The organism is Caulobacter sp. GW821-FHT05F04 (assembly GCF_059419665.1).
In genome coordinates this window covers 306,711-329,669 of record NZ_JBWKSF010000001.1, presented here as the reverse complement: position 1 = coordinate 329,669, position 22,959 = coordinate 306,711, and the positions used below count along the sequence as shown (strand labels likewise).

16 protein-coding genes, 1 tRNA gene and 2 pseudogenes are annotated in these 22,959 nt (G+C 67.9%); 11 read left to right on the top strand and 8 right to left on the bottom strand.

Annotated elements, in window-relative coordinates; translation table 11 throughout:
- Positions 1–7 precede the first annotated feature (7 nt).
- Positions 8–1,258 carry an efflux RND transporter periplasmic adaptor subunit gene (locus tag AC07R7_RS01705; RefSeq protein ID WP_494633845.1) on the bottom strand — a complete coding sequence of 417 codons (1,251 nt, stop codon included), beginning with the start codon at positions 1,256–1,258 and terminating at the stop codon, positions 8–10.
- A gap of 209 nt (positions 1,259–1,467) precedes the next feature.
- The gene (locus AC07R7_RS01700) at positions 1,468–2,721 is read right to left on the bottom strand and encodes a M24 family metallopeptidase (protein ID WP_492883400.1); all 1,254 of its coding nucleotides are present in this window, start codon (positions 2,719–2,721) and stop codon (positions 1,468–1,470) included.
- Between the two features lie 250 nt (positions 2,722–2,971).
- Here AC07R7_RS01700 and AC07R7_RS01695 point away from each other — a divergent pair, with 250 nt between their 5' ends.
- The 4 genes and pseudogenes from AC07R7_RS01695 to AC07R7_RS01680 form a co-directional block, all read left to right on the top strand.
- On the top strand, positions 2,972–4,807 hold the full coding sequence (locus AC07R7_RS01695; protein ID WP_494633843.1) for a type I restriction-modification system subunit M: 1,836 nt from the start codon (positions 2,972–2,974) through the stop codon (positions 4,805–4,807).
- A pseudogene (locus tag AC07R7_RS01690) lies at positions 4,804–5,538 on the top strand (restriction endonuclease subunit S); the annotation flags it as partial. The gene AC07R7_RS01695 and the pseudogene AC07R7_RS01690, both read left to right, overlap by 4 nt.
- A 599-nt stretch (positions 5,539–6,137) precedes the next feature.
- Positions 6,138–7,181 (top strand): restriction endonuclease, encoded by a 1,044-nt coding sequence (locus AC07R7_RS01685; protein WP_494633841.1) that lies wholly within the window; start codon positions 6,138–6,140, stop codon positions 7,179–7,181.
- A 10-nt stretch (positions 7,182–7,191) separates the two neighbouring features.
- Positions 7,192–10,026, top strand: a pseudogene (locus AC07R7_RS01680) (type I restriction endonuclease subunit R); the annotation flags it as partial.
- A 387-nt stretch (positions 10,027–10,413) separates the two neighbouring features.
- Here AC07R7_RS01680 and AC07R7_RS01675 read toward each other — a convergent pair.
- Positions 10,414–10,489: transfer RNA gene (locus AC07R7_RS01675), tRNA-Lys, on the bottom strand.
- A gap of 84 nt (positions 10,490–10,573) precedes the next feature.
- Here AC07R7_RS01675 and AC07R7_RS01670 point away from each other — a divergent pair.
- On the top strand, positions 10,574–10,912 hold the full coding sequence (locus AC07R7_RS01670; protein ID WP_494633839.1) for an Hpt domain-containing protein: 339 nt from the start codon (positions 10,574–10,576) through the stop codon (positions 10,910–10,912).
- A gap of 64 nt (positions 10,913–10,976) precedes the next feature.
- Here the strand turns inward: AC07R7_RS01670 and AC07R7_RS01665 are convergent, their stop codons facing one another.
- Entirely contained in the window at positions 10,977–14,069 is a 3,093-nt protein-coding gene (locus tag AC07R7_RS01665) for a TonB-dependent receptor (RefSeq protein ID WP_494633837.1), read from the bottom strand.
- Between the two features lie 453 nt (positions 14,070–14,522).
- Between AC07R7_RS01665 and AC07R7_RS01660 the strand changes: the two genes are divergently transcribed.
- On the top strand, positions 14,523–15,350 hold the full coding sequence (locus AC07R7_RS01660) for a TIGR00266 family protein (protein WP_494633835.1): 828 nt from the start codon (positions 14,523–14,525) through the stop codon (positions 15,348–15,350).
- 36 nt (positions 15,351–15,386) lie between these two features.
- Here AC07R7_RS01660 and AC07R7_RS01655 read toward each other — a convergent pair whose 3' ends face one another.
- Both AC07R7_RS01655 and gcvA read right to left on the bottom strand, forming a co-directional pair.
- The gene (locus AC07R7_RS01655) at positions 15,387–15,716 is read right to left on the bottom strand and encodes a chorismate mutase (RefSeq protein WP_492834950.1); all 330 of its coding nucleotides are present in this window, start codon (positions 15,714–15,716) and stop codon (positions 15,387–15,389) included.
- A 48-nt stretch (positions 15,717–15,764) separates the two neighbouring features.
- Positions 15,765–16,721 carry a transcriptional regulator GcvA gene (gcvA, locus tag AC07R7_RS01650; protein WP_099580047.1) on the bottom strand — a complete coding sequence of 319 codons (957 nt, stop codon included), beginning with the start codon at positions 16,719–16,721 and terminating at the stop codon, positions 15,765–15,767.
- A 185-nt stretch (positions 16,722–16,906) separates the two neighbouring features.
- On the opposite strand from gcvA, the gene cobA reads away from it, so the two are divergent.
- Genes cobA through AC07R7_RS01625 form a run of 5 tightly spaced genes read left to right on the top strand, consistent with a single transcriptional unit; the run spans position 16,907 to position 21,057 of the window.
- Complete coding sequence (cobA, locus tag AC07R7_RS01645; RefSeq protein ID WP_494633833.1) at positions 16,907–17,809, top strand: uroporphyrinogen-III C-methyltransferase; 903 nt, start codon at positions 16,907–16,909, stop codon at positions 17,807–17,809.
- On the top strand, positions 17,806–18,171 hold the full coding sequence (locus AC07R7_RS01640; RefSeq protein ID WP_492883416.1) for a DUF2849 domain-containing protein: 366 nt from the start codon (positions 17,806–17,808) through the stop codon (positions 18,169–18,171). Before cobA ends, AC07R7_RS01640 begins: the two co-directional genes overlap by 4 nt.
- A gap of 3 nt (positions 18,172–18,174) precedes the next feature.
- Positions 18,175–19,833, top strand: coding sequence for a nitrite/sulfite reductase (locus tag AC07R7_RS01635; RefSeq protein ID WP_494633830.1), 1,659 nt, complete (start codon positions 18,175–18,177; stop codon positions 19,831–19,833).
- A complete protein-coding gene (locus tag AC07R7_RS01630) occupies positions 19,817–20,323 on the top strand; it encodes a DUF934 domain-containing protein (protein ID WP_492883420.1) in 507 nt (168 codons plus the stop codon). Before AC07R7_RS01635 ends, AC07R7_RS01630 begins: the two co-directional genes overlap by 17 nt.
- Complete coding sequence (locus AC07R7_RS01625; RefSeq protein ID WP_494633828.1) at positions 20,323–21,057, top strand: phosphoadenylyl-sulfate reductase; 735 nt, start codon at positions 20,323–20,325, stop codon at positions 21,055–21,057. The genes AC07R7_RS01630 and AC07R7_RS01625 overlap by 1 nt, the downstream gene beginning before the upstream one ends.
- Here the strand turns inward: AC07R7_RS01625 and AC07R7_RS01620 are convergent.
- Entirely contained in the window at positions 21,054–22,205 is a 1,152-nt protein-coding gene (locus tag AC07R7_RS01620; RefSeq protein WP_494633826.1) for an ATP-binding protein, read from the bottom strand. The two genes, AC07R7_RS01625 and AC07R7_RS01620, sit on opposite strands and share 4 nt — an antisense overlap.
- Positions 22,202–22,894, bottom strand: a complete 693-nt coding sequence (locus tag AC07R7_RS01615; RefSeq protein ID WP_494633824.1) for a response regulator — start codon at positions 22,892–22,894, stop codon at positions 22,202–22,204. Before AC07R7_RS01615 ends, AC07R7_RS01620 begins: the two co-directional genes overlap by 4 nt.
- Positions 22,895–22,959 lie beyond the last annotated feature (65 nt).

The following is a 22,959-nucleotide window of genomic DNA, read 5'->3' as shown; positions in this document are numbered from 1 at the left end:
GGCCCGACTATTCCGGACGCTGCTGGCGCTGGCGACGGGCCTTGCCGTCGCCCTTGCCCTGCCCCGCCGGCTTGGCGCCCGGCAGTTGCACCTTGCCGCCGTCGCGCAGGCGGTCGCCGCCCTCGGTGATGACCTTGTCGCCGACCTTCAGGCCCTCGGTGATCTGCACCTGGACGCCCGTCGCCTGGCCGGTCTTCACCGGGGTCTTGGAGACGGTCTGATCGCCGTTCAGCAGCCAGACGAACGCGCCGTCGCCGCCCTGGCGCACGGCCGTGGCCGGCACGACGATCGCGCCCTTGATGGTGTCCAGCTCCATGCGGACATTGACGAACTGGCTGGGGAACAGGGTGTTTCCGCTGTTCGGGAAGCGGGCCTTGGCCTTCACCGTGCCGGTGCCGGTGTCCACGATATTGTCGAGCGTCGAGAACGAGCCGCGATCCAGGGTCTGGGCGCGGGTGCGGTCCAGCGCGATGACGGGCACATTGGCGCGGCCCTGGCGGGCGGCGATGCGCGGCACGTCGTCCTGCGGGACGGTGAACTCGACGTCGATCGGCGAGACGGTGGTGATCACCGCCACGCCGTTGGCGTCGCCCGCGCCGATATAGTTGCCGACGTCCGTGACGCGCAGGCCGACCCGGCCCGAGACGGGCGCGACGATGCGGGCGAAGCCGAGGTTCAGGCGCGCCGTGCCGACGGCGGCGCGGTCGGCCATGACCGTGCCTTCCAATTGCTTGACCGTGGCGGCCTGGGTGTCGACCTCCTGCCGGGCGATCGAGTCCTGGGTCAGCAGGGTCTGGTAGCGGCTCAGGGTCAGGCGAGCGGCGGTCAGTTGGGCCTCGTCGCGGGTCTGGTTCCCCTGCGCCTGCAGCAGCGCCATCTCGTACGGGCGGGGATCGATCTGGACCAGGGCCTGGCCGCGCTGGACCACCTGGCCTTCACGGAACATCACTTGGGTGATCGTGCCGCCGACCTGAGGACGCACGGTCACGGTCGCGGCCGGCTTCACCGTGCCCAGGGCCTCGATGACGATCGGCAGGTCCGTCGCGCTGGCCGTGGCCACCGCCACCGTGCTGGCCGGACCGCGCCGACCGCCGCCGCCGAAGCCGCCCCCAGGACCACCGGCTTCGCCGCTCGTGTCGCCGTGCAGCAGAGTCCAGGCCAGCCAGGCCACGCCGGCCAGGGCCAGGATCGCGATCAGTCCGCCAAGGATCAGCGTCCGGCGGCGCGGGGGCGTACGCGGGGCGTGAAAGTCAGTCATCGTCAGCCTTCGAACGGCCGCGCGCGGGGCGGCGTGAGCGGGCGGCGACTGGCCGCCCATAGGGAACGCGCCGTCGTGAGCGGACGGACCCTTAGTGCCCTAGAGGCCGAACATGTGCGCCGGTTTGCAGATCTGAAATGATCGAGCCTCGATATGGCTCCGCTTCAAGTCGGAAAGTCGCCACGGTCGCGCCGCCCGCGAGACCTCGATCAGCCCATGGGCTTGTCCAGCGTCGTCGGCGGCTTGCTGAACCACTGGGGTCCCTGCGGGGTCATGTGGATGCAGTCCTCCAGCCGCACCCCGAACTCGCCGGGGATGTAGATGCCCGGCTCGTCCGAGAAGCACATGCCCGGCGCCAGCTTCGTCGTCTCGGACATCACGAAGTTCACCGGCTCGTGGCCGTCCATGCCGATGCCGTGGCCGGTGCGGTGCGACAGGCCGGGCAGCTTGTAGCGCGGGCCCCAGCCGAGGCTGTCGTAATAGGCGCGGACGGCGCGGTCGACCGAGCCGGCCTCGACGCCGACCTGGGCGGCCTCGAACGCCACCTGCTGGCCGCGCGCGACGTCGTTCCAGACCTTGCGCTGGCGGGCGGTGGGCTCGCCGAACACGAAGGTGCGCGAGATGTCCGACTCGTAGCCGCCGACATTGCAGCCGCAGTCCATCAGCACGACCTGGCCCTCGCCCAGCACCTGGGGCTGGCGCGAGCCGTGCGGGTAGGCGCTGGCCTCGCCGATCAGGATCAGGTTGAAGCTGACCCGCGCGCCTTGCTTCACCGTGAACTCGGCCATCAGGGCGCCGATGTCCTTGGGACCCATGCCGGCTTTGACGTTGCCGTGGGTGTGGCGCAGGGCCGCGACGGTGATGTCGGCGGCGACCTGCATCAGGGCCAGCTCGGCCGGCGACTTGATCATCCGGCAGCCCCGGAACACCGCCGCGCCCGAGACCACCTGGGCCGAGGGCAGGGCGCCGGTCAGGCCGTCGACGATGAAGGTCCGGATCGTCTCCTCGACGCCGATCTTGCCGGACGCCAGCTTGCGGTCGGCCAGCAGCCCGGCGGCGATCGCGTAGGGGCTTTCGTCCTCCTCCCAGGTGCGGACCTCGGCGGGCACGCCCAGGCTCTGGCGGATCGAGGGTTCCTCGAACTTCGGCACGACCATGCCGACCTGGCCCTCGCGCGGGATGATCGCCAGGCACGGCCGCTCGCTGCGGCTCCATTGCGCGCCGGTGAAGTAGTCCATCGAGGAGCCCGGCTCGGTGACGATCGCCGACAGGCCCAGCTTGACCATCAGGGCCTGGGCGCGTTCCAGCCGCGCCTGCCGCTCGGCCGGGCCGATCAGGGCGACGCCGTCGGTCATCTTCTTGACGCCGGGCTGCCGGGCCCAGGCGGGCGCGCCCATCGCGGCCGCGCTCGCCGCGGCGCCGGCCAGGAAGCCGCGCCGGCCCAGGTCTTGAAATGCGGTCATGTCGGTCCTCGAAACCCTGTAAGCCCACGGCGACGCAGCGCGCGTCGAAAGGCCTTTTGTGAGCCCTGGAAGCTTGACCTGACAAGGCCCGGATCGACGGAGACCATCCGCCGACGGCGCGGTTCCAGCGCGCCCCTCGCACCAAGGGCGGCGCCCGGCAGGCTCCCTTCGCGGTAAGGCTTCTGCTACAGCCGCTTGCCCTTGCACGTCATCCGCGCTGCTATCGGGCGTTGTTTCGGGGGGAGTGCGTATGAACCACCAGTCGTTGTCGGCCTTCATCTGGTCGGTCGCCGACCTTTTGCGCGGCGACTACAAGCAGTCGGACTACGGCAAGGTCATCCTGCCGTTCACCGTGCTGCGGCGGCTGGACTGCGTGCTGGAGGCGACCAAGCCGGCGGTGCTGGAGGAACTGGCCAAACGCGAGGCCGCGGGGGTCAATCCCGAGCCGTACCTGCTGCGCGCCGCCAAGCAGAGCTTCTACAACACCTCCAAGCTCGACATGGGCCGGCTGATCGGCGACGCCGACAACATCGCCGCCAACCTCTACGCCTATATCCAGGGCTTCTCGGGCCCGGTGCGCGACATCTTCGAGCGCTTCGAGTTCTTCACCCAGGTCGACAAGCTGGCCAAGGCCGGGCTGCTCTATCAGGTCGCCGAGAAGTTCGCCGGCATCGACCTGCACCCCGGGGCGGTCGACAACCACCAGATGGGCCTGGCGTTCGAGGAGCTGATCCGCAAGTTCGCCGAACTGTCCAACGAGACCGCCGGGGAGCACTTCACGCCCCGTGAGGTCATCGGCCTGATGGTCAGCTTGCTGTTCGTCGAGGACGACGACGCTCTGTCCAGGCCCGGCGTGGTTCGCACCATCTATGACCCCACCGCCGGCACCGGCGGCATGTTGTCGGTCGCCGAGGAGCGTCTGACCCAGCACAATCCCGGCGCGCGCCTGACCATGTTCGGCCAGGAGCTGAACGACGAGTCCTACGCCATCTGCAAGGCCGACATGCTGATCAAGGGGCAGGACGTCGGGGCCATCATCCCCGGCAACACCCTGTCCGACGACGGCCACCCGGGGCGCCAGTTCGACTACATGCTGTCCAACCCGCCGTTCGGGGTGGAGTGGAAGAAGGTCGAGAAGATCGTCCGCGCCGAGCACGAGCAGCAGGGCTTCGCCGGTCGCTTCGGCCCGGGCCTGCCGCGCGTGTCGGACGGCTCCCTGCTGTTCCTGCTGCACCTGCTGTCGAAAATGCGCCCGGCCCAGGACGGCGGCAGCCGGTTCGGCATCGTCCTCAACGGCTCGCCGCTGTTCACCGGCGGGGCCGGCAGCGGCGAGAGCGAGATCCGCCGCTACCTGCTGGAGAACGACCTGGTCGAGGCCATCGTCGCCCTGCCGACCGACATGTTCTACAACACCGGCATCGCCACCTATGTCTGGATCGTCTCCAACAAGAAGCCCGCCGCCCGCAAGGGCAGGCTGCAGCTGATCGACGCCAGCGGCTTCTGGAAGAAGATGCGCAAGTCCCTGGGCTCCAAGCGTAAGGAGATGGGCGAGGACGACATCGCCCTGGTCACCCGGCTGTTCGGCGACTTCGTCGAGGCCAAGATCGCCACCCTGGTCGACGCCGCCGGCAAGGAGGCCGGCAAGGTCGTGGTCCGCGCCGGCGAGACGCCGCCGGCCGCGCCGGAGGGCGGCAAGGTCAAGCTGGCCCCGCTGTCGCGGATCTTCCCCAACGAGGCCTTCGGCTACCGCACCATCACGGTCGAGCGGCCGCTGCTCGACGACAAGGGCCAGCCGGTGGTCGGCCAGAAGGGCAAGGCCAAGGGCAAGCCGCTGGCCGACAGCGCCCGCCGCGACACCGAGAACGTGCCGCTGTCCGAGGACGTCGACGCCTATTTCGCCCGCGAGGTCCTGCCCCACGCCCCCGACGCCTGGATCGACGAGGACAAGACCAAGGTCGGCTACGAGATCCCGTTCAACCGCCACTTCTACGTCTTCGAGCCGCCCCGCGACCTGGCTGAGATCGACGCCGAACTGCTGCTGGTCACCGACCGGATCAAGGCGATGATCGAAGGGCTGGCGGCATGAGCTTTCCGGCCTATGGGAGCTACAAGGACAGCGGGGTCGAGTGGCTGGGGGAGATTCCTGCTCACTGGACAATAATGCCACTCAAGCGGGATCTCGATTTTCTCACGAGCGGTTCGCGGGGCTGGGCTGACCACTACGCCGACGACGGCGCCCTGTTTATCCGTATCGGTAATCTGACGAGAGATCGGCTCACGCTCGATTTGGACGATATTCAGCGCGTAGACGTCCCGCCTGGCGCCGAAGGTGAGCGCACGCAAGTGCAGCCGGGGGATCTGCTGTTTTCGATCACGGCCTATCTCGGATCGGTCGCTGTCGTGCCGGAAAAGTTGGAGACGGCGTATGTGAGCCAGCACGTTGCTCTTGCTCGCTTGCGCGCTGAGCGGCTGTTGCCGGCTTGGGTCGGCTACGTGGCGCTGTCGTGGTTGGGAAAGACCTACTTGGAAACGCGAGGGTATGGCGGGACCAAGATCCAACTAAGCCTGGATGACATCGCGGAGATGGTGATAACGGCGCCGCCGCTCGCCGAACAACGCGCCATCGCCGCCTTCCTCGACCGGGAGACCGCCAAGATCGACGCGCTGGTGGAGGCGCAGCGGCGGCTGATCGAGCTGCTGAAGGAGAAGCGGCAGGCCGTCATCTCCCACGCCGTCACCAAGGGCCTCGACCCGTCCGCCCCGATGAAGGACTCCGGCGTCGAATGGCTCGGCCAGGTGCCGGCGCATTGGGAGGTCGCCAGACAAGCTCAGCTCTTCCGAGAAATCGCGGAACCTGGAAACGACGACCTGCCGGTGCTCAGCGTTTCGATCCACACCGGGGTCTCCGACGGCGAGGTTGACCCGGAGGATGCAGATAGAAAGATCACGCGGAGTGAGGATCGCTCAAAGTACAAATCCGTCCAGCCGGGTGACCTCGTCTACAACATGATGCGAGCGTGGCAGGGGGGCTTTGGTACGGTCACCACGCTGGGGGCTGTTAGCCCAGCCTATGTCGTAGCGCGCCCGCTAGGCGATCTCGAAACACAGTTTGTGGAGTTGCTGCTGAGAACGCCACAGGCGGTTGAAGAGATGAGAGCCCGATCGCGCGGCATTACGGACTTCAGGCTGCGGCTATACTGGGAACAGTTCCGGGAGATCGTGATCGCAATCCCACCCAAGGAAGAGCGTATTGCCATTCTGGAGTTCGTCCTGGAAGAGGCGCGAAAGATGGAAGCACTTTCCACGCAAGCCGAAGCCGCCATCACCCTCCTCCAAGAACGCCGCGCCGCCCTGATCTCCGCCGCCGTCACCGGCAAGATCGACGTGCGGGGCCTGGTTAAGACGGCGGAGGCGGCATGACCCGGCTTTGGATCGTCCGCGCCGGCCGCCATGGCGAGCGGGAGCTGGACGCCATCACCCAGGGCAGGCTGCTGCCCGGCTTCAACGAGTTGGGCGACCTGTCGGGCCTGAAGGATCGCGAGGCCATCGGCCGCGTGCTGGCGGAAGCCGATCCGCTGGGCGGCAAGAACACCCAGCGCAACTTCGCCGCCCAGCTGAACCAGTTCGTCAATACGATCGCGGTCGGCGACCTGGTGGTGCTGCCGCGCAAGGTCACCAGCGGCGTCGCCATCGGCCGCGTGACGGGGCCTTACGTCTACCAGCCCGGCGGCGTGTGCCCGCACACCCGCGCCGTGACCTGGCTGAACGAAGCCGTCCCGCGCGAGGCCTTCGCCCAGGACCTTCGCCACTCGCTGGGCGCCTTCATGACCGTCTGCGAGGTCAAGCGCAACGAGGCCCTGGCCCGGGTCGAGGCGGTGCTGAACACCGGCCGGGACCCCGGCCCGCTGTTGGGCAAGCAGGGCGTCGTCGCGGTCAAGGCCGCCACCGAGGACGCCGAGGCCGAGGATGTCGAGCTGGACGTCGAGGACATCGCCCGCCAGCAGATCATCGCCCTGGTGAAGTCGGCCTTCGCCGGCCACGACCTGGCGCATCTGGTCGCCGAGATCCTGCGCATCGAGGGCTATGTCACCAAGGTCTCGCCGCCCGGCCCGGACGGCGGGGTCGACATCCTGGCGGCGGGCGGACGGCTGGGCCTGGGCGAGGACCGCATCTGCGTCCAGGTGAAGTCCGGCGACGCGCCCGCCAACCAGGAGGTGGTGCTGAAGCTGATGGGCTCGGTCCAGGCCGCCAAGGCCCGCACCGGCCTGCTGGTCAGCATCGCCGGCGTCAACGGCGCGGCCCAGAAGCTGATCGACAACGAGTTCTTCTCGGTGCGCCTGTGGCAGATGCCCGAGCTGCTGAACGCCCTGTTCGCCAGCTATGGTCAGCTCACGGACGAAACCCGCGCCAAGATCCCCCTCAAGCAGATCTGGTCCCCCGTGGCCGGCGTCGACGCCTAGGATCGCGACCATGGCCCTGCACACGGAAAACCGCTTCGAGGACGATGTCGTCGACCATCTGGCCGCCCACGGCTGGCTTTACGAGGTCGGCTCGGGCGCGCGGCACGACCGCTCGCGGGCCCTGTTTCCCGAGGACCTGATCGCCTGGGTGCGCGACACCCAGCCCGAGGCCTGGGACGCCCTGAGCAAGACCCACGGCGGCGCCGCCGAGGCGGTGCTGCTGGACCGCGTGCGCAAGTCGCTGGACGAGCGCGGCGTGCTGGACGTGCTGCGCGGCGGGCTCGACATGGTGGGGCTGCGGTCGCGGCTGTCCCTGGCCCAGTTCAAGCCGGCCATGGGCATGAACCCCGAGACCACCCGCCGCTACCAGGCCAACCGTCTGCGGGTGGCGCGGCAGGTGCGCTACTCGACCGGCAGCGAGAACAGCTTCGACCTGGTGCTGTATCTGAACGGCGTGCCGGTCGCGACCGTCGAGCTGAAGACCGACTTCACCCAGAGCCTTCAGGACGCCATCGACCAGTATCGCTTCGACCGCGATCCTCGTCCCCAGGGCCAGAGGGCCGAGCCGCTGCTCAGCTTCCCCGGCGGGGCGCTGGTGCACTTCGCCGTCAGCAGCAGCGAGGTGGCGATGACCACCCAGCTGGAAGGCAAGGCCACCCGCTTCCTGCCGTTCAACAAGGGCGACCACGGCGGCAAGGGCAATCCTCCCAATCCCGCGGGTCACGGCACGGCCTATCTCTGGGAGGAGGTCTGGGCGCGCGACAGCTGGCTGGAGATCCTGGGCCGCTACATGGTGACCCAGCGCGACGCCAAGAAGCAGATCACCGGCGTGATCTTCCCGCGCTACCACCAACTGGACGCCACCCGGAAGCTGGCCGCCAAGGTGCTGGAGGAGGGGCCTGGCGGGCGCTTCCTGATCCAGCACTCGGCCGGCTCGGGCAAGACCAACTCGATCGCCTGGGCCGCGCACCTGCTGTCGGAACTGCACGACGCCAAGGACGACAAGCTGTTCTCCAGCGTCATCGTGGTCTCGGACCGCAACGTCATCGACACTCAGCTGCAGGAGGCCCTGTTCGACTTCCAGCGCATCGCCGGCGTGGTGGCGACGATCAGGAACGAGGGCGGCTCCAAGAGCGGCCAGCTGGCGCAGGCCCTGGCGGCGGGCAAGAAGGTGATCGTCTGCACGATCCAGACCTTCCCGTTCGCCCTGGACGCCGTGCGCGAGCTGGCGGCCACCGAGGGCAAGGCCTTCGCGGTGATCGCCGACGAGGCCCACTCCAGCCAGTCCGGCGAGGCGGCCGCCAAGCTCAAGCAGATGCTGTCGGCCGAGGAGGCGGCGGCGCTGGCCGATGGCGGCGAGGTCAGCGCCGAGGACATCCTCGCGGCCCAGATGGCCGGCCGGGCCGCCGAGCGCGGCATCACCTATGTCGCCTTCACGGCCACGCCCAAGGGCAAGACCCTGCAGCTGTTCGGCCGTCCGCCGCATCCGGACCGGCCGATCGGCGAGGGCAATCTGCCGGAACCGTTCCACGTCTATTCGATGCGCCAGGCGATCGAGGAGGGCTTCATCCTCGACGTGCTGCGCAACTACACGCCCTACCAGCTGGCCTTCCGCCTGGCCCACGAGGGACGCGACCTGGACGATCGCGAGGTCGAGCGCGGCAAGGCCAAGAAGGAGATCATGCGCTGGGTGCGCCTGCATCCGCACAACATCAGCCAGAAGGTGCAGATCGTCGTCGAGCACTTCCGCGAGAACGTCCAGCCGCTGCTGGACGGCAAGGCCAAGGCGATGGTCGTGCTGGGCAGTCGCGCCGAGGCGGTGCGCTGGCAGATCGCCGTGCGGCGCTACATCGAGGAGCAGGGCTACAGGCTGGGCGCGCTGGTCGCCTTTTCCGGCGACGTGCCCGACGCCGACCTGGGCGAGGTCAGCGAGGCCAGCGCGGCGTTGAACCCCGGCCTGAACGGCCGCGACATCCGCGACGCCTTCAAGAGCGAGGCCTTCCACCTGCTACTGGTGGCCAACAAGTTCCAGACCGGCTTCGACCAGCCCCTGCTGTGCGGCATGTATGTCGACCGGCGCCTGGCGGGCATCCAGGCCGTGCAGACCCTGTCGCGCCTGAACCGCGCCCATCCGGGCAAGGACACCACCTACGTCCTCGACTTCGTCAACAGCTCCGACGAGATCCTGGCGGCGTTCCGGACCTATTACGAGACGGCCGAGCTGGAGAGCGCCACCGATCCGAACCGGATCTACGACCTGCGCGCCAAGCTGGACGGCGCCGGCCACTATGACGACTTCGAGGTCGAGCGGGTGGTGAAGGTCGAGCTGAACCCGATGGCGCGCCAGTCCGAGCTGATCGCCGCGATCGCGCCGGTCGCGCAACGCGTGGTCCACGCCTTCAACGCCGCCAAGCAGGCGCGGATCTCCGCCGAGGCGCGCGACGACGCCACGGCCGCCGCCCAGGCCAAGGACCACATGGACGCCCTGGCGCTGTTCAAGAGCGACATGGCGACGTTCCAGCGCCTCTACAGCTTCCTCAGCCAGATCCTCGACTACGGCAACACCGAGATCGAGAATCGCGCGATCTTCTACCGCCGGCTGCTGCCGCTGCTGGAGTTCGGCCGCGAGCGCGAGGGGATCGACCTGTCGGGCGTGAAGCTGACCCACCACAGCCTCAAGGCCGAGCGCAAGCGCGACCTGCTTTATGGCGATGGCGACGCGCCCAAGCTGAGCGGCATGGCCGAGGTCGGCTCGGGCAGCGTGCAGGACAAGGACAAGGCGCGGCTGGACGAGATCATCGCCCGCTTGAACGAGCTCTTTGGCAGCCAGGCCACCGACGACGACCAGCTGTACTACGTCAATGGCTTCCTGATGGGCCGCATGCTGGCGTCCGCGGAACTGCGGATGCAGGCCATGGCCAATACCAAGGCCCAGTTCGACAACTCGCCGACCCTACAAAGCCAGTTGCTCGACGCCGCCATGGACAGCGAAGAGGCCTTCACCTCGATTAGCCGCCAGGTGCTGGCGTCCGAGCGCGTTCGCGAAGAACTGCTGAAGATCCTGCTCGGACCTGGCGACCTCCACGGCGCGCTGCGGCGCATGGCCGGCGCGAACGAGGCTGAAGTCTGACGTTCGCCAGACCCGCGGCAAGTTCTGTCCAGGAATTAGGAGGACTTTCGGGGCGGCGCCCCAAGACGGCTTCAGCGGAAGCCTAGATCTCCAAGAGGAGAATGGTGGGTGTAGTAGGATTCGAACCTACGACCCGCTGATTAAGAGTCAGCTGCTCTACCAACTGAGCTATACACCCATTCGACGGTCCGAAGCACTTGCGAGCCCCGGCGGCGAGGCGCGGAACATACGCAATGATTTTGGGAGCGCAAGCGCTTTTTTCATGGCCAGACGAGATATTAGCGGAGCCGTGGATTTCGCTTACCTGGAAGGGTTCGCGGCGGGGGATTTCGGGGTCGTCGAGGAGGTGCTGGCGCTGTTCCGCGAACAGGCCGCGCTGTGGACTCCGATGCTGGATCCGACCCATGCCGGCTGGCGGGACGCGGTCCATACGGTGAAGGGCGCCGCGCGCGGGGTGGGAGCCTTTGCGCTGGGCGAGGTCTGCGAACGCTGCGAGGCGGGGCAGGACAGCCTGGAAGCGGTCAGGACGGCCCTGGACGTCGCCCTGATGGATATCGCCGCCTACGCCCACGAACAGGCCCTGCGGTCGCTGAAGGGATAGCGGCCAAAAGAAAGGGGCCGAAGCGAACTTCGGCCCCGCAGGCGAGAGGGTATCTGTTCGCGTCCTAGAACTTGGCGCGCATGGTCACCTGATAGGTGCGGCCGTCGTAGTCGATGCGGCGCGGCAGCATCGGGTCGTTCTCGTATTCCGAACGGGTCGCGTCGGTCAGGTTGAAGGCGTCGACCGAGATCGTCAGGTCCTCGGTCAGGTTGTAGGAGGCCGAGGCGTCCAGCTGGCTGCGCGCCTTGACGGTGCGGGCGTCGCCGACGAACGAGTTGCCGGCGGCCAGGTCGTACTTGTCGCGCCAGTTGTAGACCAGGCGAACGCCGAACTTGGTCGACTCGTAGTAACCGATCAGGTTCAGGTTGTTCTTCGAGACGCTGGGCAGGGTGATCTTGTTGCCCGCGGTGTCCTTGCCGTCGATCTTCGTATACGAATAGTTGAAAGCGCCACCGAAGTTCTTCCAGAAGCCCGGCAGGAAGTCGAGGTTCTGCTGGATGTTGAACTCGAAGCCCGTGACGGTCATCGGCGACTGGTTGGTCTTGCCGGTGACGTTGACCTGGGCCTGCTTGGTCGCGCCGTTGACCACGAAGGACAGCGAGCTCAGGCACTTGGGCGTGCCGGCCGAGCGGTCGACCGTCAGCGTGCCGAGATTGACGTCCAGGCCCGGGAAGCCGCCGGCCGGGCAGAGGACCGACTGGTCGGTGATCGGGCCGATATAGCCCTTGATCTCCTTGCGGTAGGCCGCGATCGAGATCAGGCCGCCTGGGCGATTGTACCACTCCAGCGACGCGTCATACGAGTCGGAGGTGTAGGGCTTCAGGTCCGTCGCGCCCAGCGTGACGGTGAACACCGGGTCGATGTTGGGGTCGACCGGCGCCTGGACAAAGCTGGTCGGCGTGTTGTCGCGCGGTTGCGGGCGGACATAGGTGCGGTAGGCGGCGGCGCGGAAGATCAGGTCGTCGCGCAGGTCGGCGACCAGGATCGCCGAGGGCAGCCAGTAGTCGTAATTGTTCTTGGTCGTCTGGGTCGACAGCGAGTGGTTGATCGCGCCGGGCAGGGCGGCCGGGCCGGTCGCGCAGTTCTTGCAGTTCAGGGCGACGATTTCCTGCTCGGTATATTCGTAGCGCATGCCGACCGTGCCGCGGACCGGGACGCTGAACAGGTCGGTCTTGAACTTGGCCGCCGCGTACGCCGAGAAGACGTCGTTCTGGTTGCTGAAGTTGTTATTCCAGTAGTTGCCGTCGGTGTAGTTGTTGACCACGCCGTAGGGCGTCAGGAACACGCCCGGCGCGCCCAGGGTGAACTGGTCGGGCAGGCCGTTCGGGTTGGTCACCGTGTTGCGGACGCCCGTGTTGACCGGCGTGATCGCCTTCAGCACCCGGTTGACGTCGACGTTCATCCAGTTGGTCGTCGGGCCGCCGGCCTTACCGCCGAAGAAGTCGTTCGCGTAGGACAGCTGGTAGGCCATGTCCGGCGTGATGTTCTGGGTCAGGGCGCCCAGGGCGGTGTTGCGCGAACCGCTCGAGGTGAACTTGTTGTGCTCGGCGCGGCCGCCGAACTGCAGGTTCGTGAAGAATGAGCTGTCCAGCGAACGGTCGAAGTCGAGCTGGGCCGCGTTCAGCACGTTTTCGGCCTCGCCGTTGGTGCCGGTGACGCCGAACTTGTCGCCAGCGATCCCGGTGGCTTGGCCCGGCATCTGGGCGCCGGCCTGGGTCGCGGAGGCCGGGGTGGACGGGATCAGGAAGCCGCCCGTCGGCAGGTGGGTGGCGTGCGGCGTAACCAGGGTGGCGTGGTAGTTCGACAGGTCCGAACCGCCCAGGTCGACCGTGGTGACGATGCCGTTCAGGCCCGCCGAACCCAGGTTGCGATAGGGATTCTGAACGACGTCCAGCTCGATCTGGTTGGCCAGGGCCTTGGCCTTCGACACGGTCAGGTTGGCCGTGGCCTTCCACTGGTCGTTCTTGAATTCCAGGGTCGGGTTGATGGCCCAGGTCCGGTTCTCGGCCGGCTCGGAACGGACCGAGTCGAACGTGTTGATGTTCTCGGCCTTGAACTTGTTGATGTAGGCGCGATTGCCGTTTGGCGTCTTGACGACATAGGGCGCACCGATGTCGCTGATCTTGGCCACGGCCGAGGTCGCGCCGAGGGCGGTGTTGGAGCCGTTGCCCGGACCGGCGTCGATATAGAGCAGGTTGTTGGTGCCCTCATCCAGCTTGCGCCTGGTGATGAAGGCGTTGGCGCCGAACTTCCATTCGTCGTTGATGCGCCACTCGAAGCCGCCGGCCGACGACAGGGTCTCGCCCTTGTTGAACTTCACCAGCTGACGGGTCTGGCTGGGATAGTAGACGCCGCCCGGATTGGCGGCGATCAGGGCGTCATAGACCGGGTTCGACCCTGCGGCGGCCTGGTTGCCGACCTGGATGGCGCCCAGGCGGTTGGCCCACGAGTTCACCGTGATCGAGTCGCGGCGGAACTTTTCTTTCTTCCAGGCCACCACGCCGAACACGGCGAAGTCGTCCGACAGGTGCTTGTTGTAGCCCAGCGAGGCCAGCGGGCTGCCGAGGTCGCCCAGGTCGTTGTACTCGTACGAGACCTTGGCGAAGCCGCCGTCCTTGCGGCTCAGGGCCGGATTGATGCGCAGGTCGACATTGCCCGACAGGCCGCCGGCCAGATTGGACGCCGACGGCGACTTGATGACGTTGATGGCGGTGAAGATGTCCGAGTTGAAGGCGCCCAGCGGGGTCGAGCCGTTCAGGATCGGGTCTGCGAACGCGCCGCCGTTCAGGGTGGTGCGGGCGAAGGTGCCGGGCAGGCCGCGCAGGCTGATGGTGGCGTTGCGGCTGTCGGCTTCGCGATTGATCTGGACGCCGGGGATACGCTGGATGGCTTCACCGACGTTCAGGTCGGGGAAGCGACCCAGGCCGTCCGACGAGATGCCGTCCGAGATTTCCAGGGTCTCGCGCTTGGTCGAGATGGCGTTGGCGTAGGCCTGGCGGAAGCCGGTGACGACGACGGCTTCGATGGTGTCCGACTCGGCCTTCTTGTCGCCGGCGGTGTCCTGAGCCTGGGCCTGGGCGGCCGAACCGACCACCAGAGCGGCGCACGACGCCATCAGCGCGGCGCGAAGAGCGAACGTGTTGCGAGCATGGTTCATGAGATTGCCTCCCCCGGCGCACTGAACTGGCGCCCTTGAGCCGAGTTATCCGACCAGTTGGGCGAATTGTCAATAATTGGTAATGCCACTTGAGCGGGGGCGGCGACCGCTTGGTCAGGCCAAACCCAAGGCGCGGGCGAACCTCCTGCGCGATAAAGACGCGACCGCGGCCAGTGCGATCCTACATGCTGAAATTTCGAAGAAAACACGATCGTTTGCGATCTTTGCAGGATGTCCGTGTGATGGGTTCGGTCGCCAATTGTCGGGCTAATGGTAAGGCCAACGCTTTCCGCCGACATAACCGGTAGCGACAGACGGCGCCGAAGTGCGGCCAAAAGGCAACGCTCCGTCCGGCCAATCCGGCGCCCGCGCCATGTGGATGAAGGATGCTTCATTGGCGCCGCGGCTGGCGGCTGGCTAGAACGGTGTTCCCCAAGATAAGGAGTCTCTCCCATGCCCCCTAGCCCCTGGAGCCATACCCGCAGCGCCAGCGTCGCCGACGACATCGACTTCGAGATCAAGGGCGAGGACCTGCAGTTCGTCGAGATCGAACTGGATCCGGGCGAGAGCGCCGTGGCCGAGGCCGGCGCTTTCGTCTGGAAGGACGCCAGCGTCCAGATGACCACCGTGTTCGGCGACGGCTCGGCCGACCAGGGCGGCGGCTTCATGGGCAAGCTGCTGGGCGCGGGTAAGCGCCTGGTCACCGGCGAAAGCCTGTTCACCACCGTCTTCACCCATCAGGGCTCGGGCAAGGCCCGCGTCGCCTTCGCCTCGCCGACGCCGGGCACCATCCTGCCGCTGAACCTGGGCCAACTGGGCGGGACGCTGATCTGCCAGAAGGACAGTTTCCTGGCCGCCGCGCGTGGCGTTTCGATCGGCATCCACTTCCAGAAGCGGGTGATGACGGGCCTGTTCGGTGGCGAAGGCTTCATCATGCAGCGCCTGGAAGGCGACGGCTGGGTGTTCGTGCAGATGGGCGGAACGCTGGTCGAGCGCGAGCTTGGTCCTGGCGAGGAACTGCACGTCGATACGGGCTGTCTGGCGGCCTACACGCCGGGCGTCGACTTCGACCTGGTGATGGCCGGCGGCGTGAAGAGCGTGCTGTTCGGGGGCGAAGGCCTGTTCTTCGCCCGCCTGCGCGGGCCGGGAAAGGTCTGGATCCAGTCCCTGCCGTTCGCGCGTCTGGCCGGTCGCATGATGCAAGCCGCCAACCATCAAGGCGGCAACCAGGGCGAAGGCTCGATTCTGGGCGGCCTGGGCCGGATGATCGACGGGAACTAGGAGCGGAAGCGCCCCTCGTCAGGGGGGCGCTTCTCGTCAGCCTTTGGTCTTGTCCCAGCTGTCGTATTCGTACGCGATGCAGCGGTCGATCAGCGTGCGCCAGACAGGCTCGGCTATGGCTTCCGACAGGCCGGACTCGCGGGCCGCGGCCTTGACCTTGGTCACCACGTCCTCGATCCGCGCGCGGTCGAACACCTTGGAGCGGTCGGCCTTGATGCGGGCCGCGGCGTTCATGAAGCCCTGACGTTCGGTCAGGAGCTGGACCAGGGCCCGGTCCAGGGCGTCCACGCCCTGGCGCACGTCGGCCATGGTCTGGCAGTCGGCGGGAGCAAGGTGCTCGTCGACGGTTAGAGTCGTGATTTTCATGCGCCCCTTTAAGCCGGTTCCGCGCCTCAAAACCAGAGCCGCAAAGGCTTAAATCCCTGAACCATTGTCCATGGTCTGGAGCGCCGCCTCGTGCGCCTCGGCCTCGGTTTTCAGCCAGGTCACGAAGGCCTTCACCTGCGGCAGGCGGCCCTTGGCCTTGGGGTGGACGACGTAATAGGCGAAGTCGACGGCCGTGGAGGCCTCGAACGGGATGACCAGGCGGCCCGAGTCGAGGTCGGCCTGGGCCAGGGTGCGCTTGGCCAGGGCCACGCCGCGTCCGTTGGCGGCGGCCTCGATCACCATGCTGGACTGGTTGAAGCGCGGCCCGCGCGCCCCGTCGACGCCCTTGATGCCGCGCGCCGCCAGCCACATCGCCCAGTCGGGGCAGCTGTCGTCGGCGTCGGGCGATCCGTCGTGCAGCAGGATGTGGTGGGCCAGATCCTCTGGACGTTCCAGGGCGTTGGTCTCCAGCAGTTCGGGGCTGGCGACCGGAACCACGGTCTCGTGCATCAGGCGGATGACTTCCAGCCCCGGATAGCGGCCCGAGCCATAGCGGATGGCCATGTCGACCTCGCCGGTGGCGAAGTCGACGACCTCCATGCCGGCCGACAGCCAGACGTCGACCTGCGGATGGGCCTGTTCGAACTTGCCCAGCCGAGGCACCAGCCACTTGGCGGCGAAGGAGGGCGCGGCGGTCAGGGTCAGGCGGCGCCCATCGACGGCGGCGGTCAGCAGGCTGGCGGCCTCGGCCAGGCGGTCGAAGGCCTCGCGCAGAGCGGGCAGGGCGGTCTGGGCCGCGTCGGTCAGCAGCAGGCCCTTGGGCGTCCGCTTGAACAGGGCCGCGCCGACATAGTCCTCCAGATTCTGGATCTGCTGGCTGACGGCGCCGGGGGTCACTGACAGCTCGTCGGCGGCGCGGCTGAAGTTCAGGTGACGGGCGGCGGCCTCGAAGGCGCGCAACGCGTTCAGCGGCGGCAGGCGGCGGCGCTCGTTGGGTCTTTCCATAGTTTTACTGAACGCCCCGGCAGAAGTCCTTGTTTGCGAATTGAGCCCTTCGCGTCGAGTTTGCAAGCGTTCGCTGGCGGATTGGCCCTTTTCGTCGGCGGGCAAAGCGGGGTGGTCCGAGAGGTCCGCCCCGTATTGCGTTTGAGCGTTTTATTCCAAGCGGCTTGATAGAGGTTCTAAACTCCATGGCCCGCCAGCCGGCCCGAAACGCTAAAGCCGGTCTCGCCAAACACGGCCTGGTGGTCGTCGGCGGGACGCGGGCCCACCGCGCGCTCGGCGCGGTGTGGCTGGTCGGCGCCGGTCCCGGTGATCCGGACCTCCTGACCTTCCGCGCCTTCAACGCCCTGCGCGCCGCCGACGTGGTCGTGCATGACGGATTGGTCTCCGACGAGATTCTGGACCTGGCGCCGCGCCGGGCCCGCCGGATCAATGTCGCCAAGCGCAAGTCGCGCCACACCCTGCCGCAGGACGACATCAACCAGCTGATCGTGGCCCTGGCCCTGGACGGCCTGAACGTGGTGCGCCTGAAAGGCGGCGACCCGTTCCTGTTCGGCCGCGGTGGCGAGGAGCTCCTGGCCTGTCGCGAGGCGGGCGTCGATTGCCATATCGTGCCCGGTGTCACCGCCGCCCTGGCCGCCAGCGCCGGCGCCGGCGCGCCCCTGACCCATCGGGGCATGGCCCAGGCCGTCACCTTCGTCACCGGCCATGCCGTTCACGGCGAGCCTGATCTGGACTGGGCCTCGCTGGCCCGACCGAACCAGACCGTCGTCGTCTATATGGGCGTCTCGACCGCCGGCCTGATCGCCGAGCGCCTGATCGCTGCGGGCCGCGCGGGCTCAACCCCGGCCCTGATCGTCGAGAACGCCAGCCGCGCCGACGAGCGCCGCGTGCTCACCGCCCTGTCGGGGCTGGCCGAAGCGGCCCAGGGCGTGACGGGCCCGGCGCTGCTGATGGTCGGCGAGTCGATGGCCATGGCCGACACATCCACCGATCTCCCTGGCGAAGGCCGGGGCTCAGGTGAAGCACAACAACCGCTCCGGATGAATCTGGGTCCCGGCCCTCGCCGGGAAAATCGGGTGAAGGAATGAAAGCGATCACCGCCAACCGCCTGCTGGACGGGGATGTCGTGTTCTGGAAAGCCGGCCAGTGGGTCGAGCGTTTCGGAGACGCCCAGCTGTTCGACGAGACCGCCGAGGCCGACCTTGAGGCCGCCGTCGCCACGGGCAAGGGCCAGCCGACCGTGGTCGTGGACGTCTATCCGATCGACCTGACCCCGTCGGAAAGCCACTGGGCGCCCGTCAGCTACCGCGAACGCATCCGGGCCCTTGGCCCCACCAACGAACCCACGCACGGCAAGCAGGCCGAGGGCGGCGACGTGGTCGAGGCTCTTCGCCACGCCTCCGGCGCGGCGCGCTCGACCGGCCGTGTCGACCTGATCCGCAGGAAGTAGGGCATGTACCAGTACGACCTCATCGATAAGGAATTCCTGGCCGACCGCTCGGCCGAGTTCCGGGGCCAGGTCGCCCGCCGCCTGGCCGGCGAGCTGACCGAGGACCAGTTCAAGCCGCTGCGGCTGATGAACGGCCTCTATCTGCAACTCCACGCCTACATGCTGCGGGTCGCCATCCCGTATGGCTCGCTGAACGCGGCCCAGGCTCGGCGTCTCGCCGAGATCGCCCGTGACTACGACAAGGGCTACGGCCACTTCACCACGCGCCAGAACATCCAGTTCAACTGGATCAAGCTGAAGGACGCGCCGGAGATCCTGGACAAGCTGGCCGAGGTCGACCTGCACGCCATCCAGACCAGCGGCAACTGCATCCGCAACACGACGTCCGATCCCTATGCCGGCGCCACGGCCGAGGAGGTCGACGATCCCCGCGTCTGGGCCGAGGTGATCCGCCAGTGGTCGACCCTGCACCCGGAATTCTCTTACCTGCCGCGCAAGTTCAAGATCGCCATCACCGCCTCGGCCAAGGACCGCACGGCCGCCAAGGTGCATGACATCGGCCTGCTGATGCGCCAGGGCCGCGACGGCCAGCTGGGCTTCGAGGTGATCGTCGGCGGCGGCCAGGGGCGCACGCCCTATGTCGGTCCGACCATCAAGGAGTTCCTGCCGACCGACCGGCTGCTGAGCTATCTGGAAGCCGTGCTGCGCGTCTATAACCGCCACGGTCGCCGCGACAATATCTACAAGGCCCGCATCAAGATCCTGGTCGCCGCCCTCGGCGCCGAAGAGTTCGGTCGCCAGGTCGAAGAGGAGTGGGCCAAGATCGACGCCGCGCGCGCCGACCTGCCGGCCGCGGAGTACGCGCGCATCCGCGCCGCCTTCGCCGCCACGCCGTTCGAGACCCTGCCGGCCCGCTCGGAGGCCTTCGAGGTCGCCAAGGCCAAGGACAGCGCCTTCGCCCGCTTCGTGCGCAACAACGTCAAGGCGCACAAGCAGCCAGGCTATGCGATCGTCGAGGTCTCGCTGAAGGCCGCCGACCAGACGCCGGGTGACGCCTCGGCCCACCAACTGGAGGTCGTCGCGGATCTGGCCGAGCGCTACGGCTTCAACGACCTGCGCGTGACCCACGTGCAGAACCTCGTCCTGCCGCACATCAAGCTGGACGACCTGCCGACCGTGTTCGCGACCCTGCAAGCCGCCGGCCTGGCCACCGCCAATATCGACCTGATCAGCGACATCATCGCCTGCCCGGGGCTGGACTACTGCGCCCTGGCCAATGCGCGCGCCATCCCGATCGCTCAGGACATCGCCCGCCAGTTCGCCGATCCCGATCGCGCCGAGACCATCGGCGAGCTGAAGATCAAGATCAGCGGCTGCATCAACGCCTGCGGCCACCACCACGTGGCCCACATCGGCATCCTGGGCGTCGATAAGAAGGGCGAGGAATTCTACCAGCTGTCGCTGGGCGGCTCGGGCGCGGAAGACGCCGCGATCGGCAAGATCCTCGGCCCGGCGCTGCCGGCCGACCGGGTCGCCACCGCCGTCGACCAGTTGGTCGGCGCCTATCTGAACGTCCGCGCCGACGGCGAGCGTTTCCTCGACACCTATCGCCGCGTCGGCCTCGAACCCTTCAAGGAGGCGGTCTATGCCCAGGCTGATTGAGCTGGCCGACGGCCAGGCCCGCTGGGCCGACGACGCCTTCGTCAACGTCACCGACGAGGACGCCATCCCGGAAACGGGCGACGTGATCCTGTCCCTGACCCGCTTCGAGGCCGAGGGGGACGGCCTGCTGTCCTCGAACAGCCGCCGTGTGGGCGTGCGGGTCGAGTCGGACCAGGAGATCGAGGTGCTGGCCTACGATCTGCCACGTATCGCGGTGGTGGCCCTGGCTTTCCCGAAATTCCGCGACGGCCGCGCCTACACCTCGGCCCGCCTGCTGCGCGAGCGCTTCAAGTATGAGGGGCAGATCCGCGCCGTGGGCGACGTGCTGCGGGAGCAGGCCGGCTTCATGGTCCGCTGCGGCTTCGACGCTTTCGAGCCGAACGACGGCGCCACGCCGGAGGCCTGGACCAAGGCCGCCAGCCGCTTCCGCCACGTCTATCAGCGCGCCGTCGACGACAAGCCGGTCGCGTTCGAGGAAAGGGCCTCCTGATGGCTTACGACCAGATCGGGGGGAGCGCCGCGGGTCTCGCCGCCCGGCTGGACGCCGAACTGCGTGACGCCCATCCGCTGACGATCCTGCGCACCGCCTATCAGCACTTCGGAAGCCGCCTGGCCCTGGTCTCGTCGTTCGGCGCGGAGTCGGCCGTGCTGCTGCACCTGGTCTCTCAGGTGTCGCCGGCCATCCCGGTCCTGTTCCTCGACACCGGCATGCTGTTCGGCCAGACGCTGGACTACCGCAAGAACCTGGCGTCGCGCTTCGCCCTGACCGACGTGCGCGACCTGCGCCCGGCGTTCGCGGACATCGCCACCCAGGACCCGAAGTCGGACCTGTGGCGCACCGACATCGACGGCTGCTGCAACATCCGCAAGGTGCTGCCGTTGGACCGCGCCCTGGGCGGCTTCGACGCCTGGATCACCGGCCGCAAGCGCTTCCATGGCGGCGACCGTCTGAGCCTGCCGGTGGTCGAGGCGGCCGACGGCAAGCTGAAGTTCAATCCCCTGGCCAACTGGGGCAAGGCCGAGCTCGAGGCCTATGTCGCCGAGCACGACCTGCCGTCCCACCCGCTGGTCGCCCAGGGCTATGCCTCGATCGGCTGCTGGCCCTGCACCCAGCCGTCGGAAGACGGTCGCTCAGGCCGCTGGGCTGGCCAGGAAAAGACCGAGTGCGGCATCCACGTCGCCCGCGCCCCGGGTGTCGCGCCGAACGTCGGCGGGGATATCTAGACTCCTTCGGCCACGAACCGCAGCTCGACCGCCGCGCCGCCTCCCCGCCGGTTGCTGATCGTGACCTCGCCGCCATGCGCGTCAGCCAAGGCCTTCACGACCGACAGCCCGAGACCCGAGCCGCCGGTGGCGCGGGTGCGCGAGAGGTCGGCGCGCCAGAAGCCTTCGAATGCTCGGTGCTCCGATGGGAAGCCGGGTCCCCGGTCGGCGACGCGAAGCAGGCAGACCCCGTCGCGCCGCTGGGTGCTGACCCAGAGACGACCGCCGTCGGCCGCGTAGCGCCTCGCGTTCTCCAGCAAGGCCAGCAGCATCTGTCGCACCCGAGCCGGGTCGGCCTGCACGAGGGTTGGGTCCAGCTCGGCCTCGACGCTCATGCCCGCCGCCTCGAACTGCGGTCGCATGGAGCGCAGCACCGAGCAGGCCTCGGCCGCCAGGTCGCAGAGGCCGATCTCCAGGGCCAGGGCCCCGGACGAGGCCAGGCTGACCGTCCGCAGGTCGTCGATGATCCGCGACAGATCCTCCACCTGGGTCAACAGGGCGCGCATGTGCTGGTCGTCGCGTGGGAAGACCCCATCCAGGGCTCCGTGGATGTAGCCGTTCAGGATGGTCAGGGGCGTGCGCAACTCGTGGGCGACGGCGGCGGTCTGGAAGCGCATGCGGCGCTCGGAGCGTTCCAGGGCCTCGGCCTGGGCGTTGAAGCCGTCGATCAGGTCTTGCAACTCGCGCGTCAGCTTGGGCGGCGGGGCGATGCGATGGCTGAAGTCGCCGGCCGCCACCTTGCGCGCGCCTTCGATGACGGCGTGGACCGGGGCGGCGAAGCGGCGAGCGATCAGGCCGGCCATCCAGACGCATACGGCGATGACCAGGAGAGAGAGTAGCGCGACGCCCATATAGCTGAGGACCGTCGCGCGCGGTTGTTCGACCGACATGGTGTTCATCAGCAGCATCATGTCCGCGTTGGACGGCACGCGATTCTGGTTCAGTTGGTCGACGGCGTGGATGAGACGAGCGGAGAGGCGGCCCTTGATCTCCAGCTCGATCAGCTTGTCGATCCCGGCCGACGCGGTGGCCACGAAGAGGACCGCGCCGGCCAGCATGGCGGCGATCGCGCTCCCCAGGCGGCGGGCGAAGGTGGGGGGCGGCTTCACGCGGCGACCAGGCGGTAACCGACGCCGCGCACATTGATCACGAAGCCCGTCGCGCCCGCCGCCTCCAGCTTGCGCCGCAGGTTGCTGACATGGCTGTCGACGGTGCGTTCCAGAGCGTCGCTTTCGGGCAGGCAGGCGTCGAGGATCTCGGCCCGGCTCAGCACCTTCATCGGCGCGCCCAGGAACTGCACGAGAATACGGAACTCGCTGAGTGTCAGGTTCAGCACCGTGGGCGGGGTCGCGCCCAGAATCACCCGCGCCACGTGGGCGGTCAGATCGGCTTCGATAGGACCTTGGCGTAGCAGCTCCGCGCGGGCGCCGCCGGCGGTCCGGCGCAGCACGGCCTTGACCCGCGCGACCACCTCGGCCGGGTTGAACGGCTTGACCACATAGTCGTCCGCGCCCATCCGCAGGCCGGTCAGGCGGTCGATGTCCTCGGCCATGGCGGTGGCGAAGATCACCGGCGTGTCGCCGCGACGTCGCACCTCGGCCAGCACGGCGTAACCGTCCTTCTTGGGGATATTGACGTCCAGCAGCATCAGGGCGGGGTTGAGGCTGCGATGTTGGGCCAGCGCCGCCTCGCCGTCGGCGGCGCAGACCACGCGCAGGTGTTCGCGCTCCAGGTAGGTCTGCAGGATGCGAGCGATGTCGGGGTCGTCCTCGACCACGCAGATCAGCGCGTTTTCCATCTTCGGGTCCTGAAGCGTGAGCGGCGGATCTTGGCGTCGGACTGTCGAAGTTTCGTGGAGGTTCG